Here is a 14,429-nt window from a genome sequence, read left to right as displayed (position 1 = left end):
TCCACAAGATATAGACCCTGCACAAAGAACGGGCAGTTTACGTGAGCGATACGCCAGAAACCCCAGAAAACATGGATGAAACCCCGCCGCAGCGCCCAGCCTATGACGGCCCGACGGTGTCCATCGAATCCGAGATGCGCACGTCCTATTTGGACTATGCCATGTCGGTCATCGTGTCCCGCGCGATCCCCGATCTGCGCGACGGGCTGAAGCCGGTGCACCGGCGTATCCTCTATGCGATGCACGAGACCGGGAACACGCACGACAAGGCCTACCGAAAGTCGGCGCGCCCAGTTGGCGATGTGATGGGTAAATACCACCCGCACGGCGACAGCGCGATCTATGACGCGCTAGTGCGAATGGCGCAGGATTTCTCGATGTCGCTGCCGTTGCTGGATGGTCAGGGAAACTTTGGCTCTATGGACGGCGATAACCCGGCGGCCATGCGGTACACCGAAGTGCGGATGGACAAACCCGCCGCCTCCCTGCTGGCCGATATCGAAAAAGAAACAGTCGATTTTCAGGACAACTACGACGGCAAGGACCGGGAACCGACCGTCCTGCCCGCGCGTTTCCCGAACATGCTGGTCAACGGTGCCGGTGGTATCGCCGTGGGTATGGCGACGAATATCCCGCCGCATAACCTTGGTGAAGTGGTAGACGCGACGCTGGCCCTGATCGACGACCCTGATCTGACGTCCGAGCAACTGATCGAATACGTCCCTGGCCCCGACTTTCCGACCGGCGGCGTGATGCTGGGCCGCTCTGGCGCGCGCAAGGCCTACCTTGAAGGGCGCGGCAGCGTGATTATCCGTTCCAAGACCCGCGTCGAGGAGATCCGCAAAGACCGTTACGCAATTGTGGTCGATGAAATTCCTTATCAAGTGAATAAGGCCGCGATGATCGAAAAGATTGCCGAGGCCGTTCGCGAAAAACGCATCGAAGGTGTCAGCCACGTTCAGGACGAATCCGACCGTAACGGCGTGCGGGTCGTGGTCGAGCTAAAGCGTGATGCGACGCCCGAAGTGGTGTTGAACCAGCTGTATCGTTTCTCACCAATGCAGACGTCGTTCGGCTGTAACATGCTGGCCCTGAACGGTGGTCGGCCTGAGCAGCTAACCCTGCGCCGGTTCCTGACTTCATTTATCGATTTCCGCGAAGATGTCGTTGCCCGCCGCACCGCGTATGACCTGCGCAAGGCGCGCGAGCGCAGCCACATCCTGTGCGGTCTGGCCGTGGCCGTTTCGAACGTGGACGAAGTCGTTGCCACGATCAGATCCTCAGCCGACGCAGCCGAGGCGCGTGAAAAGCTGATGACGCGCCGCTGGCCTGCAGCCGAGATCGAGGGCTATCTGCGCCTGATCGACGATCCTCTGTCCAAGATGAACGACGACGGCACCTATAACCTGACGGAAGTTCAAGCCCGTGCCATCCTCGACCTGCGTCTACAGCGCCTGACCCAACTGGGTGTCAAAGAGGTCACGGACGAGCTGGAAGAACTGGCTGCCAAGATCAAGGAATATCTGGATATTCTGTCATCGCGCGAACGCATCATGTCGATCATCGGCGATGAATTGCGCACCGTGCGCGAACAGTTCGCCGTTCCGCGCCGCACCGAGATCGTCGACTGGTCCGGTGACATGGAAGACGAGGACCTGATCGAGCGGGAAGACATGGTCGTGACCGTCACCTCGGGTGGCTATATCAAGCGTACTCCGCTGGCCGATTTCCGCGCCCAGAAGCGCGGCGGCAAGGGCCTGTCGGGTATGCAGACCAAGGAAGAGGATGTCGTCACCAACCTCTTCGTTGCAAACACGCATACCCAGCTGCTGTTCTTCACGACCGAAGGCATGGTCTACAAGCTCAAGACCTGGCGTCTGCCGCAGTCCAGTCGGACCGGTAAGGGCAAGGCGATCGTCAATATCCTGCCGATCCCGACCGGTGTTTCCATCGCGGCAATCATGCCTGTGGATGTGCCGGACGAAGAGTGGGAGAACTTGCAGATCGTCTTCGCCACCAGCGCCGGTGACGTGCGCCGCAACCGTCTGTCGGATTTCACCAATGTCCGCCGCAACGGCAAGATTGCGATGAAGCTGCCGGAAGACGTGGAACTGGTGAATGCCCGCATTTGTTCGGAAGACGAAGACGTGATGCTGGTTACCAATTCCGGCCGCGCGATCCGTTTCCGGACCACCGATGTACGCGTCTTCAACTCGCGTGAGTCTACCGGTGTGCGTGGCATCAAGCTGACCAATGGAGACCGTGTCGTGTCCATGTCCGTCATCCGCCACTTTGAGGCCGGGCCGGATGAACGCGCCGCGTATCTGAAAATGCGCCGTGCCGTAGCGGGTATCGCCGATGATGGCGAGACTGATGAGACTGATGAGGATGAAGCAACCCCCGGCACCATCACGCAGGAACGCTATGCCGAAATGTCGGCCGCCGAAAACCTGATCCTGACGATCACGACCGGCGGTTCAGGCAAACTCAGCTCCAGCCACGATTACCCCGTTCGCGGACGCGGTGGCATGGGTGTCGCGGCCATGGACAAGGCGATGCGCGGCGGTGAACTTGTGGCCTCATTCCCGGTTGAAATCGATGACCAGATTATGCTGGCCACCTCCAAAGGCCAGTCGATCCGGGTGCCAGTGGACGGCATTTCCTTCCGATCCCGCAGCGCGGGTGGCGTGAAGGTGTTCAACACCGGCAAGGGCGAAGAGGTCGTCAGCGTCGCCTGGATCGCCGATCAGGGGGACGAAGAGGCGGACGCCTAATGTTGACAACGATGAGCGGCGCAAAAGCCGCTCATTTTCTTTTCGGAAAGCAAAATGAAGCACCTCCTTCTTCCCATCACCGCTATTTCTGCCTTGGCCGCGCAACCTGTACACGCCGATGAGTTGCTCGGGTCTGCATTAATTGAAGAAATCAGTGGTCAGCATTTTGACTGCATGATGGGGGAGACGCCTCTGGAATGGATCGTTTCGGACGTGACGCTGGACGCCACGTCCATTCCTTATTCCGCTATCGTGCGGGGTAAGACAGTCGAGGCTGAATATAGCATAAGCATCGAAGGTCGCCTCACCTCGGACGGATATGGCGATGAACGCCGGGTCGAAAAAAATGCCGATGGATCGCTGAGCGTTGCGCGTTCCGACGGACGTGTCATGAAATGCACGGCACGCTAAAGCGCAGGGCGCGTTCAGCCGATACCGACTTGGCGATCACAAAGCGGGATCGGCGACGCCACCCAAGTCATTTCAGACCGTACAGGTCCGAGAATTTTGCTTCGAGGTAACTCAGCAGTGGCTCGGGTCCCGGCTTTTGACCGCTAGCGCGTTCGATGATCTCGCGCGGCGCGTAAAGCCCACCGTGGCGCTGTAGATTTTCCCTCAGCCAGCCAGTCGCGCCAGAGGTATCGCCCTCAGCCAATTGCGTATCCAGATCCGGCACCGCAGCGCGCAGTGCCTGATTAAGACACCCTGCGTAGACGTTGCCCAGAGAATAGGTTGGGAAGTACCCAAAAAGACCGACCGACCAATGCACGTCCTGCAAGCACCCGTTCGAGGGCTTGTCGACGGCATAGCCGAAATCGACCTTGAACCTGTCGTTCCAAGCGGCCTCCAGATCGCTGACCTGCAGATCTCCGGCCATCAGGGCGCGCTCCAGATCGAAACGCAGCATAATGTGGAGGTTGTATTGCACCTCATCCGCCTCCGTGCGGATATAGCCGTTATGGACGCCATTCACCGTGGCGTAGAAGGAATCTGCATCCGCGATCCCGAAGTCCCCAAATACCTCCACCATCTGATCATAGAGCCAGCCGGTGAAAGCGCGCGAGCGGCCCAGTTGGTTTTCGTAAATGCGGCTCTGGCTTTCGTGCACGCCCATCGACACACCCTGCCCCAGCGGGGACAACGCATAAGCTGGGTCGATACCCTGTTCATAGGCAGCATGGCCGACCTCGTGAATGGTCGAGTAGAAGCAGTTGAACGGGTCGGTCTCGCTGGTGCGGGTGGTTATTCGCACGTCCAGCCCGCTGCCAGAACTGAACGGATGCACTGCCTTGTCCACGCGCCCCGTATTCAGATCATAGCCGAAGGTGGTCGCCAGTTTCTGCGACAGGCGTATCTGCGCCAGCTCGTCGAATTTTCCAGTCAGGGCTTGCGGCGCAGGTTTGTCCAGAACAGCAGCGCGCAGAGCCACCAGACGCGGGCGCATCTGGTCAAAAATCTCGGCAATCTGTGCGCCTGTTGTGTAGGGTTCATAATCCTCGACCATAGCGTCGTAAACATCACCGCCTTGGGCCAGCGCTGCGCCCTCTTCGCGTTTCAGCGCGACGACTTCTTGCAGCACAGGCAGGAACGCCGCCACATCTTCGTCAGCGCGAGCCTTCGCCCATGTGCCTTGCGCGGCAGAGGTCACACGCGCGATGGCTTTCGCCAGATCGGCGGGCACTTTGACCGTGCGCTCGTATGATCGGCGGATGTCACGCAGTTGGGCGCGAGCTACATCGTCTTGCGGATCGGCCTGCTCCAGCCACTCGGCCACGCGCGGGTCCGAGCGGCGGGCGTGCAGCACTGCCTCGATCGCGGCCATCTCTTCGGCGCGCTGCGGGGCGGCGCCGCGCGGCATCACTGTTTCCTGATCCCAGCCCAACCGCCCGGCAATCTGCCCGAGGGCCGAGGTTTCGCGCTGAAAGGCCATCAAGTCGTCATAAGCGGTCATCGGGGTCAGGCTCCGCGGATTGAAGTGGCGATGGGGTAAGCGGTCAGGAACCGTGCGCGCAGGATCAGGGTCCAAACTACGACGGCCATGAACTGGTGGAAAATGGCAAGCTGCCACGGGGCAGCGTAGACCACGGTCAGGATGCCGATGACCACCTGCAGCGACAGCGCCGCGAAGGCCGCGTTGAAGGCAAACCGCGTCTGCGGGTGCGCACTGGTGCCGCCGCGTCGCCAGACAATGACGGCAAAGATGAACAGCAGGTAACCCGCGCAGCGGTGAATGAACTGCACCAAGCCGGGGCTTTCAAAGAAGTTGCGCCACATCGGTTCCAGCATCGCCGCATCCGGTGGCAACAACTGCCCGCCGATCAGCGGCCAATCGGTATAAGACCGACCCGCGTCGATCCCGGCGACCAACGCACCAATAAGGATTTGCAGGAACGCAAAGTGCATCAAGCCGGTGGACAGCGAGAACAATTTCGCCTCTTTCGCGCGGCGGGCCTGCATCAGGTCACGCTCTTCGCGGCCCAGTTCAAAGATGTACCAGGCAAGGAAGCCAAGGATCACGAATGCCAGCCCGAGATGCACCGCCAAGCGGTAGCTGGCGACGGCGATCATGCCCTCACCCTGTGTCACGCCCGAGGCGACCATCCACCAGCCGACAGCACCTTGGACGCCGCCCAGAAGGCCGGGGATCAGCAACTTGCCGGTCCATCCGGTTGGAATTTTACGCGCCACGAGGAAACCAAGGAAGCCAAGCGCCCAGACAAGGCCGATCACGCGGCCCAGTTGGCGGTGGCCCCATTCCCACCAGTAGATGAATTGGAAATCACTCAGCTCCATCCACTGGTTCTGAATGCGCCACTGGTCGATCTCTTTGTACTTGTCGAATTCGGCCTGCCAATCGGCCTCGGTCATCGGTGGGATGGCTCCGGTGATCGGGCGCCATTCGGTGATCGACAACCCGCTATCGGTCAGACGCGTGAGGCCACCAACGGCGATCATCACGACGACAAGCGCAAACAGGATCATCAGCCAAATCCGGATCGCACCGCGCGCACCGCCGCGGCCCCGGTCGATCATGCCGGGCTGCACCGCCTGTTGTTTCTCGGTGTCCGAGACCTCTTCGAAGATGCTGCGCTTACCGCTCATGCCGTCCTCATGTCCTGATTTTCGTCGCAAGCTAGGGCCTGAGTGGAGATAGGTCCAGCCTCAGCCCTTTTCCTTCCAGCGGACCATCTGCCGCATGATCCCGTGCAGCATCTGCACATCCGCCCGTGTCATCCGCATCCGCGACCACAGGTTGCGCAGGTTGGTCTTCATGCCGTCGGCTTTTTCCGGCGGATAAAAGAAGCCTGCCTCTTCCAGCCGGTCCTCGTAATGTTCGACCAGCTTTTCGACCTCAATCCCCGTGGCCCAGTCGCCCTTACCCAGATCGGTGGCCTCATGCACCACATCCCCGGTCTGGCGCATCCACTCATAAGCGGTGAGCAACACACATTGACCGAGGTTCAGAGAGGCGTATTCCGGATTCACCGGCACCGAGATAATGGCATTGGCCTTGGCGATATCTTCGTTCTCAAGCCCTGCCCGTTCAGGGCCAAACAATACGGCGACCTTCTCACCCAACGCGACCTTTTCGGCCGCAATCTGCATGGCGCGCTCGGGGCTGTAGACCGGCTTGGTCAGACCGCGCTGCCGTGCCGTGGTGGCAAAAACAAAAGTGCTGTCAGCCAGCGCGCCCGCCAGATCGTCAAACAGCTGCGCCTCATCCAGAAGCCGGCCCGCCCCGCTGGACATCGCCACCGCCTTGGGGTTCGGCCATCCGTCGCGCGGCGCCACGATCCGCATCCGGTCCAGCCCGAAATTCCACATTGCCCGCGCGGCGGCACCAATGTTTTCTCCCATCTGCGGGCGCACGAGCACAAAGGAGGGTTGAGATTTATCGCTGGGCATGGCTGTCTCCGCAAAACTGCGCCTGCTGTAATCGGCGCGCTGGCGCAGGGCAAGGCGTCGAGACAGTCAATTAAGCTATAAATCGGCATAAAAGTTTGCTTCCCCGGCGCAATCCGCTAAACCGCGCCAAAGACTGAAAGCGAAGGACGCGCCAATGGACACCCCCGAGCAGCCGCAGATTTACTTGATCACCCCGCCCACGATCACCTTGAGCACTTTTCCCGATCAGCTGGGTCGCGTGCTTGATAGCGCGGACATCGCCTGCATCCGGCTGGCACTGGCCGGGGCGGATGAGGACGCCATCGCCCGCGCAGCCGATGTCTGCCGCGAGGTCGCCCATACGCGTGATGTAGCGTTGGTGATCTCCAACCATGTCCTGCTGGCGCAGCGTCTAGGTCTGGACGGGGTGCATCTGGACGACGCGGCGCGCTCGGTCCGGGCTGCGCGAAAGGAACTGGGTGCAGATGCTATCGTCGGCAGTTTCTGCGGAGCCTCCAGCCATGACGGCATGACCGCTGGCGAAGCGGGATCGGATTATGTGGCGTTTGGTCCGGTCGGCGCGTCGGCTTTGGGCGACGGTACAACCGCAGAAAAAGACCTGTTCCAGTGGTGGTCCGAAATGATCGAGGTTCCCGTTGTGGCCGAAGGCGGCCTGACCCTTGACCTGATCCGCGATCTGGCCCCTCACACCGACTTCTTTGGCATCGGCGACGAGATCTGGTCGCAGGACAACCCGGTTGCCGCGCTAAAGACGCTCACCGACGCGATGTGAGCGTTAACCCTTGCGCACGCGCCGGGGCTGCGGCATGAGTTCGTCATGACTCAGAACAGCGAAATCCTGTGTATCGGCTCGGTCCTTTGGGACATAATTGGACGCTCTGCCAGCGCAATGCGGCAGGGCTCGGACGTGCCGGGCCGGATCACCCGCCTTCCCGGCGGCGTGGCAATGAATATTGCCATGACACTGGTCCGTTTCGGTATGACGCCGACCTTGCTGACCGCCATTGGCCGGGACCCCGAGGGAGACGAATTGGTCAACGCCTGCGCCCGGCTGGGGATGGTGACAGACCACATTTATCGCTCGCAGGATTTGCCGACCGACCGATATATGGCCGTCGAAGGAGCCAACGGCCTGATCGCTGCAATTGCCGACGCGCATTCGCTGGAGGCAGCCGGAGCTAAAATCCTGCGCCCCCTGATGCACGGACCGTTGGGCTACGAGAATATGCCGTTCGAAGGCCCAATTGCTCTGGATGGTAACCTGACATTGACCCTGCTGGAGGAAATCGCCCAAAGCCCCGCTTTTGCAAAAGCCGACTTGCGCGTGGCCCCAGCCTCGCCCGGAAAGGCCGAGCGGTTACTGCCCTTCCTGAAACACGCCCGCGCGACGCTCTATGTGAACCTGGAAGAGGCAGGCATTCTGTGTCAGCGCGAATTTACAGATTCCGAAAGCGCTGCTAAAGGCTTACTGGATCGTGGCGCGCTGCGGGTGCTGGTCACCGACGGCGGAAACTCAGCCACCATCGGCAGTGCTGACGAAATCCTGACCCAAACACCCCCGTCCGTTCTGGTCACCCGTGTGACCGGTGCAGGCGATACTTTCATGGCGGCTCATATCGCATCCGAGGCTAGTGGCGCTTCGAACGACGAAGCCCTGACTCGTGCACTGCACGCCGCCGCAACTTACGTTTCCGGAGAAACTCCACTGTGATCGACATCCAATATTCCGCCGAGGTTCGCGCAGCAAAAGACGCAAACCAGCCTATCGTCGCGCTGGAAAGCACCATCATCACGCACGGGATGCCCTACCCTCAGAACATCGAGGTGGCGGCACAAGTCGAGCAAGACATCCGCGACGCGGGAGCCGTGCCAGCCACGATCGCAGTGATTGATGGCAAGCTGCACGTAGGGCTTGAGGCAGACGAGCTCAAATCGCTGGGTCAGGCGCAGGGCGTGTCCAAACTGTCCCGCGCGGACATGGCCGCCTGCATGGCAACCGGCGGCACCGGAGCCACCACAGTTGCGGCAACAATGATCGCCGCCCATTACGCGGGTATCGAAGTTTTCGCCACCGGCGGTATCGGTGGCGTTCACCAAGGGGCCGAGACGTCGTTCGACATCTCAGCCGATTTACACGAACTGGCCCAAACTCCGGTTACCGTAGTGGCCGCCGGTGCGAAAGCGATCCTAGACCTGGCCAAAACGCTTGAGGTGCTGGAAACGCTGGGTGTTCCTGTCATCGCGCATGGTCAGGACGAATTCCCGGCCTTCTGGTCGGCCAAGTCGCCCTATGCCGCGCCGTTGCGAATGGACACTGCCGAGGATATCGCAAAGGCCCACGCCACCCGCCGCGCGCTCGGCCTGCCCGGAGGCCAGCTGATCGCCAACCCAATCCCAAGCGCGGATCAAATCCCGGCCGAAGAACTGGCCCCGATCATCGCCTCAGCCCAAGCGGATGCCGATACGCATCGGATCACCGGCAAAGGGGTCACGCCCTATCTTCTGCAACGAATCTATGAACAGACCGACGGTCGTTCGCTGACCGCCAATATTGCGCTGGTGCGCAACAACGCCCGCCTTGCTGCTGGTATAGCAATTGCTCTGACGAAAGCTGCGTAGAACAGCCCTATTGCACCAAGCGCCCGGACTGCTTACCTAAATCCGCAAATCACTCAGGATCGCAATGAACACACCGTTTGACGAAGAACCCCATCGCCGCCCCGGCCTGTTTTCCCGGCTGCGTGCGTCGTTCCTTACGGGCATCGTCGTCATTGCACCGGTCTGGCTGACGATCTGGCTGATCTGGTCCGTGGTGGGCTGGATCGACAGCGCCGTCCTGCCGCTGATCCCGCAACAGTTTCAACCCGAGCAATATGTGGGCATCAACCTGCGCGGCGTTGGTGTGGTCATTTTTTTGGTGTTCACTGTCCTCGTGGGGTGGATTGCCAAGGGCATTCTAGGCCGTTCGTTCATCTCATTCACCGAAAGCCTGGTCGACCGGATGCCAGTCGTCCGTTCGATCTATTCCGGCATTAAGCAAATCTCCGAGACAGTCTTCGCCCAGACCGAACGGTCTTTCGAAAAAGCCTGTCTGGTTCAGTACCCCCGCCGTGGCATCTGGGCCATCGGCTTTGTATCCACCACCGCCAAGGGTGAAGTGTCCGTGCGCGCCGAAACCGCAGGTGACTTGCTGAGCGTGTTCATCCCGACCACGCCCAACCCCACCTCGGGCTTTTTGCTGTTTTTTCCGGCCGAAGACGTGATCCTGCTGGACATGACTATCGAGGACGCGGCCAAGCTGGTGATTTCAGCCGGGCTGGTCTATCCGAACGGCAAAGATCCGACGCAACCGCCCGAGTGATCAGCTGAACATCTCGGGCAGGTTCACGGTGCTGGCTTCCCCCAGGTCCGCCTTGTGATCATTGAGGAAACGATGCGCCGCTGCGCGTCCGGCCTCTTTCAGTTTGTGTAGCACCACCGGGTTGGGCACCGTTTTGGTCGCTACCGACAGATTGTTCATAAGTTCGTCATCGGCGATCATGTGGACCAGAACCCGGCTCTTTTCTCCCGCTTTTAACTTACCCTCAGCCAACAAGCGTTGAACGAAGCTAATCGCACGCAATTCGCGGAACAGGGACGAGTTGAAGCTGATCTCGTTGATCCGATTTTGGATCTGCTGCGGCGTCTTGGGTATTTCATCCCGTTCCAGCGGGTTGATGTTCACAATCACTACATCATCGGGCAGGTCGTTGTTGAACAACGGGTAGAGCGCCGGGTTGCCGGTATAACCGCCATCCCAATAAGCCTCAGTCCGGCCGGACTTGGGGTCAAAAATCTCGACTGCCTGAAACAGGTTTGGCAGGCAAGCCGAGGCCAGAATTGCGTCGGTCGAAACCTCTTCGCCCGTGAACACGCGGATTTTGCCGCTGCGGACACAGGTCGCGCACACAAACAATTGCGGGCCCTCATCGGCACAGATCTCGTGGAAATTGAACCGATCCACAACCGGCTCCAGCGGGTTGCGATAGAACGGGCCGTACGCGTAAGGCGAGACCAGACGGGACCAGGCGTCGCCCACCGAAAACGGCAACGAGTATTCCATCGCTTGGGCAATCTGCGCAGGCTCGATCGCATGCATCCAATTGGCAAGGCGCATGTCACCAACGGCCCCCATACGCTCCCATAGCCCGTCCAGATTGGCCCGAGCGCCGTCTCGCCCGTTACGGACCATGCCTGACTTGAACGCAGCTCCATTCAGTGCGCCGGCCGACGTCCCAGTGATCGCAGCAACCTCGATATCCTCTTCGTCCAGCAGACGATCCAGAACACCCCAGGTAAACGCGCCATGCGCGCCACCACCCTGCAGAGCCAGGTTGATCCGTTTCATTGCGGCTTCCTCGATCAAAGAGCCGTCCAGCCCCCGTCCACCGAAATCGTGGTGCCGGTAATTTGTGCCGCTGCGTCCGAGCACAGGAAGATCGTCGTACCGCCCAGTTGCTCAACCGTTGCAAACTCTTTCGAAGGCTGACGTTCCAGCAGGATGTTTTTAACCACATCCTCGCGGCTCATGTTGTATTCCTTCATCGTGTTCGGAATCTGCGCCTCGACCAGAGGAGTCAGTACGTAGCCCGGACAGATGGCGTTGCAGGTGATCGGTTCCTGCGCGGTTTCCAGCGCCACGGTTTTCGTCATCCCAACCACGCCGTGCTTCGCCGCGATATAGGCCGCCTTGAACGGTGAAGCCGTCAAACCATGCGCCGAAGCGATGTTGACGATCCGACCCCAACCCGCCTTACGCATCATCGGAAGCGCCGCGGCCATAGTGTGATAGGCCGAGTTCATGTTAATCGCGATAATTGCGTCCCATTTGTCGACCGGGAACTGATCAATAGGAGCGACATGCTGAATACCGGCGTTGTTCACCAGGATGTCGCAGGCACCTGCTTTCTCAATCAGCGCACGGCATTCGCCGCCGTTGGACATGTCGGCTTTGATGTAACGTGCGTTGGTTCCGGTCTCTTGCGCGATCTCGGCCGCAAGCGCGTGATCCTCATCCCTATCCGTGAACGAGTTCAAAACCACGTCGGCTCCAGCTTTGGCCAATTCACGCGCGACCCCAAGTCCGATCCCCGAATTCGATCCTGTGATGATCGCTGTTTTTCCCGCCAGGCTCATGGGCTTTCTCCCTCAAAATCCGCTTTGGCGGCACAGTGCCATGCTGCACATGCAAAAGAAACGGGGAAACGTCCGGGTTCTGCATCCGGGCGGGAAATGCTTCAAAAAAAAACGCCCGCGCGAAGCGGGCGTTAAGTTATTGAGGCAGGTTTCATACAGGCAAGAAACCTATCGAGCAGTGCAACCTTTATACGCAATTCCCCGCCTTCGTCCAAGCTAAAAGTTTGATAATAAGAAAAATCATCGGTACGGTGAATCCCAACAAAATAAGGCCTGAGCAGGATTGTTTCCAAAATGCGCCCCAATTTTCTACGCCCCGTTCGTCCTCTGATCGCGGGAATCGCCTCTGTTTTTGCCGTCACAATCGCCCACGCAGAATCGGCCCATGGCATAGCTATGTACGGCGACCCTGCCTTACCACCGGATTTTGTGTCTCTGCCCTATGCCAACCCGGATGCGCCCAAAGGAGGGAAAGTTGTTTTCGGAAATACCGGCGGCTTTAACAGTCTGAACCCGTTTGTGCAGAAAGGGACCTCACCTTGGCAGCTTCGGTTCTGGACCCACGAGAGCCTGATGGGCCGGTCCTGGGACGAACCCTTCACTCTTTACGGGTTGTTAGCCGAATCAGTAGAGACTGCACCAGACCGGTCTTGGGTCGAATTTACTCTTCGCGAAAAAGCCCGATTCTCGGATGGTAGCCCGGTAACTGTCGACGATGTTATCTGGTCATATGAGACTTTGGGAACCGAAGGACATCTTCGGTACCGTGGGCTTTGGGGCAAAATCGACAGCATTGAACAAACCGGCCCGCGCACGGTGCGCATCACGTTTAATGAACCTGACCGGGAATTGGCATTGATCGCCGGATTACGGCCGATCTTGCAAAGAGCACAATGGGAGGGCAAGGATTTCGCCAATGCCTCACTGCATGACATTCCCGTCGGTTCAGGGCCTTATGTGATCGATAGCTATGAAGCCGGGCGGTTCGTTAACCTACGCCGCGATCCAGACTATTGGGGCGCGGATATCCCCTTCCGCCTCGGCACCATGAACCTTGATGAGATGCGGATCGAATTTTATGGCGACGGCACCGTACTGTTCGAGGCATTCAAGGCTGGGGAATTGACCGCGGTCCGTGAGTTCAACGCTGACAAATGGGATACCCAGTACAACTTCCCCGCAGTGGAACGTGGCGACGTAGTCAAGACCGAAATCCCACACGAAAAACCGTCTGGCATGACGGGTTTCGTCATGAACACACGCAATGCACCATTCGACGACTGGCGCGTGCGTGAGGCGTTACTGCTGGCCTTCAATTTCGAATACATCAACGACACGATTACAGGCGGCGCGCAGCCGCGGATCACCTCATATTTTTCCGGCTCTGATCTGGGCATGCAGTCTGGCCCTGCCACCGGAAAAGTTGCTGAGCTGTTGCAAACCTACAAGAGCGACCTGCCCCCTGGTGCGCTTGAGGGGTACGCCCTGCCTGTCGGGGACGGTTCGGCCCGCAACCGAGCCAACATCCGCGAGGCCAACAGACTTCTGTCCGAGGCGGGTTGGACCGTTCAGGATGGTGTTCTACGCAATCAGAACGGCGAAGACTTCACCATAACCGTTCTGCTGCAGCAAGGGGACAGCGAAAGCCAGACCGCCATCGAAATCTATACCCGAGCGCTGGAACGGCTCGGCATTCAGGTCACAGTCGAACAGGTAGACAGCGCTCAGTTCACCGGTCGAAATGCAGAACTGGATTTCGACATGACCTTCTTTCGGCGCGCTCTGTCCCTTTCACCCGGCAACGAACAGCGCCTGTATTGGGGCAGTGAAAACGCCGAAACGCCAGGCACGCGCAATCTAATGGGGGTGGCCTCTCCCGCCGTGGACGAGTTGATCGACACGATGCTGGCCTCGGAAAGTCACGAAGATTTTGTCTCCACGACCCGCGCGCTGGATCGTGTGCTGACTGCTGGTCGTTATGTGATTCCGATCTGGAATTTTGACGTCGGGCGTATCGCTCACGCCAAAGAGCTTAAACACCCCCGGACCCTACCGATCTATGGCGATGGGCCCGAGTATATGCCGCAGGTTTGGTGGTTCGAAGAGTGACCGGCTGAAGCGAATTGCAGGCAACAACGGCTTGGGAACCTGTGCCGCACGAAAATCTCACATCCACATTTTAATATGCGTTTACGGGTCTTGTCCGAGGGTGTCACTTTTCGGCGGATTTCGGCACACCTAACAAGAGCAACCAAATATGGCAGCAGCACGAGTCAGCTCTACCACATCTCGCAATTGGACCAAATTACAGGGAAAAGTCAAAAAACAACCACAAGGGGCTTTACTGATCGCCCTCTGACGATATAGCCTATCAATATTTAGACGCGCCGTATAAACGGATTATTTCTGAGATTTTCGTTAGATAGCTTTTTATTCGACGCGCAACACTTGGATTTCGCGGACCGGCCTCCACTCACTCAAACCTCAGGTCCGTAGGCCCGTTGTGCGTACTGCGCAACGGGTCTTTTTACCTTACGTAAGCTCAGCAAGGGTGCGACATTTTGTCATGCACCC

At 59.0% G+C, this 14,429-nt stretch carries 12 protein-coding genes; 7 read left to right on the top strand and 5 right to left on the bottom strand.

Annotated elements, in window-relative coordinates; genetic code table 11:
- Positions 1-41: 41 nt before the first annotated feature.
- Together gyrA and ABLN94_RS02360 are read left to right on the top strand one after the other, a co-directional pair.
- Entirely contained in the window at positions 42-2,774 is a 2,733-nt protein-coding gene (gene gyrA / locus ABLN94_RS02365) for a DNA gyrase subunit A (RefSeq protein WP_352988736.1), read from the top strand.
- A gap of 54 nt (positions 2,775-2,828) precedes the next feature.
- Positions 2,829-3,185, top strand: a complete 357-nt coding sequence (locus ABLN94_RS02360) for a hypothetical protein (RefSeq protein ID WP_352988734.1) — start codon at positions 2,829-2,831, stop codon at positions 3,183-3,185.
- A 67-nt stretch (positions 3,186-3,252) separates the two neighbouring features.
- Here ABLN94_RS02360 and ABLN94_RS02355 read toward each other — a convergent pair whose 3' ends face one another.
- The 3 genes from ABLN94_RS02355 to ABLN94_RS02345 are packed head-to-tail and all read right to left on the bottom strand — an operon-like array spanning position 3,253 to position 6,680.
- On the bottom strand, positions 3,253-4,725 hold the full coding sequence (locus ABLN94_RS02355; protein WP_352988732.1) for a carboxypeptidase M32: 1,473 nt from the start codon (positions 4,723-4,725) through the stop codon (positions 3,253-3,255).
- A gap of 5 nt (positions 4,726-4,730) precedes the next feature.
- Entirely contained in the window at positions 4,731-5,876 is a 1,146-nt protein-coding gene (ctaA, locus tag ABLN94_RS02350; protein WP_352988730.1) for a heme A synthase, read from the bottom strand.
- A 60-nt stretch (positions 5,877-5,936) separates the two neighbouring features.
- Positions 5,937-6,680, bottom strand: a complete 744-nt coding sequence (locus tag ABLN94_RS02345; RefSeq protein WP_170489077.1) for an RNA methyltransferase — start codon at positions 6,678-6,680, stop codon at positions 5,937-5,939.
- A 154-nt stretch (positions 6,681-6,834) separates the two neighbouring features.
- Between ABLN94_RS02345 and ABLN94_RS02340 the strand changes: the two genes are divergently transcribed.
- The 4 genes from ABLN94_RS02340 (at position 6,835) to ABLN94_RS02325 (ending at position 10,041) form a co-directional block, all read left to right on the top strand.
- The gene (locus ABLN94_RS02340) at positions 6,835-7,452 is read left to right on the top strand and encodes a thiamine phosphate synthase (RefSeq protein WP_352988728.1); all 618 of its coding nucleotides are present in this window, start codon (positions 6,835-6,837) and stop codon (positions 7,450-7,452) included.
- Positions 7,453-7,497: 45 nt separating this feature from the next.
- Positions 7,498-8,391: a PfkB family carbohydrate kinase gene (locus ABLN94_RS02335; protein ID WP_352988726.1), complete on the top strand. Its 894-nt coding sequence runs from the start codon at positions 7,498-7,500 to the stop codon at positions 8,389-8,391.
- Positions 8,388-9,299, top strand: a complete 912-nt coding sequence (locus tag ABLN94_RS02330; protein WP_352988724.1) for a pseudouridine-5'-phosphate glycosidase — start codon at positions 8,388-8,390, stop codon at positions 9,297-9,299. The genes ABLN94_RS02335 and ABLN94_RS02330 overlap by 4 nt, the downstream gene beginning before the upstream one ends.
- A 64-nt stretch (positions 9,300-9,363) precedes the next feature.
- Positions 9,364-10,041 carry a DUF502 domain-containing protein gene (locus ABLN94_RS02325; protein ID WP_352988722.1) on the top strand — a complete coding sequence of 226 codons (678 nt, stop codon included), beginning with the start codon at positions 9,364-9,366 and terminating at the stop codon, positions 10,039-10,041.
- Here the strand turns inward: ABLN94_RS02325 and ABLN94_RS02320 are convergent, their stop codons facing one another.
- Together ABLN94_RS02320 and ABLN94_RS02315 are read right to left on the bottom strand one after the other, a co-directional pair.
- Positions 10,042-11,067, bottom strand: a complete 1,026-nt coding sequence (locus ABLN94_RS02320; RefSeq protein WP_352988720.1) for a patatin-like phospholipase family protein — start codon at positions 11,065-11,067, stop codon at positions 10,042-10,044.
- Between the two features lie 14 nt (positions 11,068-11,081).
- Positions 11,082-11,855 (bottom strand): 3-hydroxybutyrate dehydrogenase, encoded by a 774-nt coding sequence (locus ABLN94_RS02315; protein ID WP_352988719.1) that lies wholly within the window; start codon positions 11,853-11,855, stop codon positions 11,082-11,084.
- A 294-nt stretch (positions 11,856-12,149) separates the two neighbouring features.
- Here ABLN94_RS02315 and ABLN94_RS02310 point away from each other — a divergent pair, with 294 nt between their 5' ends.
- Positions 12,150-13,964 (top strand): extracellular solute-binding protein, encoded by a 1,815-nt coding sequence (locus ABLN94_RS02310; RefSeq protein WP_352988717.1) that lies wholly within the window; start codon positions 12,150-12,152, stop codon positions 13,962-13,964.
- The last annotated feature ends 465 nt before the right edge of the window (positions 13,965-14,429 follow it).

Origin of the sequence: Ruegeria sp. SCP11, from assembly GCF_040329455.1 — a bacterium.
Lineage (GTDB): Bacteria > Pseudomonadota > Alphaproteobacteria > Rhodobacterales > Rhodobacteraceae > Ruegeria > Ruegeria atlantica_E.
The sequence above is the reverse complement of the archived record's forward strand: the minus strand, read 5'-3'. Positions and strand labels throughout refer to the sequence as shown.

What these genes read in the sequence shown, in the direction of transcription:
- ABLN94_RS02355 (WP_352988732.1), bottom strand. Translation starts at nt 4,725, where the DNA reads ATGACCGCTTATGACGACTTGATGGCCTTTCAGCGCGAAACCTCGGCC.
- ABLN94_RS02320 (WP_352988720.1), bottom strand. Translation starts at nt 11,067, where the DNA reads ATGAAACGGATCAACCTGGCTCTGCAGGGTGGTGGCGCGCATGGCGCG.
- ABLN94_RS02360 (WP_352988734.1), top strand. Translation starts at nt 2,829, where the DNA reads ATGAAGCACCTCCTTCTTCCCATCACCGCTATTTCTGCCTTGGCCGCG.
- ABLN94_RS02345 (WP_170489077.1), bottom strand. Translation starts at nt 6,680, where the DNA reads ATGCCCAGCGATAAATCTCAACCCTCCTTTGTGCTCGTGCGCCCGCAG.
- ABLN94_RS02335 (WP_352988726.1), top strand. Translation starts at nt 7,498, where the DNA reads ATGACTCAGAACAGCGAAATCCTGTGTATCGGCTCGGTCCTTTGGGAC.
- ABLN94_RS02340 (WP_352988728.1), top strand. Translation starts at nt 6,835, where the DNA reads ATGGACACCCCCGAGCAGCCGCAGATTTACTTGATCACCCCGCCCACG.
- ABLN94_RS02325 (WP_352988722.1), top strand. Translation starts at nt 9,364, where the DNA reads ATGAACACACCGTTTGACGAAGAACCCCATCGCCGCCCCGGCCTGTTT.
- ctaA (WP_352988730.1), bottom strand. Translation starts at nt 5,876, where the DNA reads ATGAGCGGTAAGCGCAGCATCTTCGAAGAGGTCTCGGACACCGAGAAA.
- ABLN94_RS02315 (WP_352988719.1), bottom strand. Translation starts at nt 11,855, where the DNA reads ATGAGCCTGGCGGGAAAAACAGCGATCATCACAGGATCGAATTCGGGG.
- ABLN94_RS02310 (WP_352988717.1), top strand. Translation starts at nt 12,150, where the DNA reads ATGCGCCCCAATTTTCTACGCCCCGTTCGTCCTCTGATCGCGGGAATC.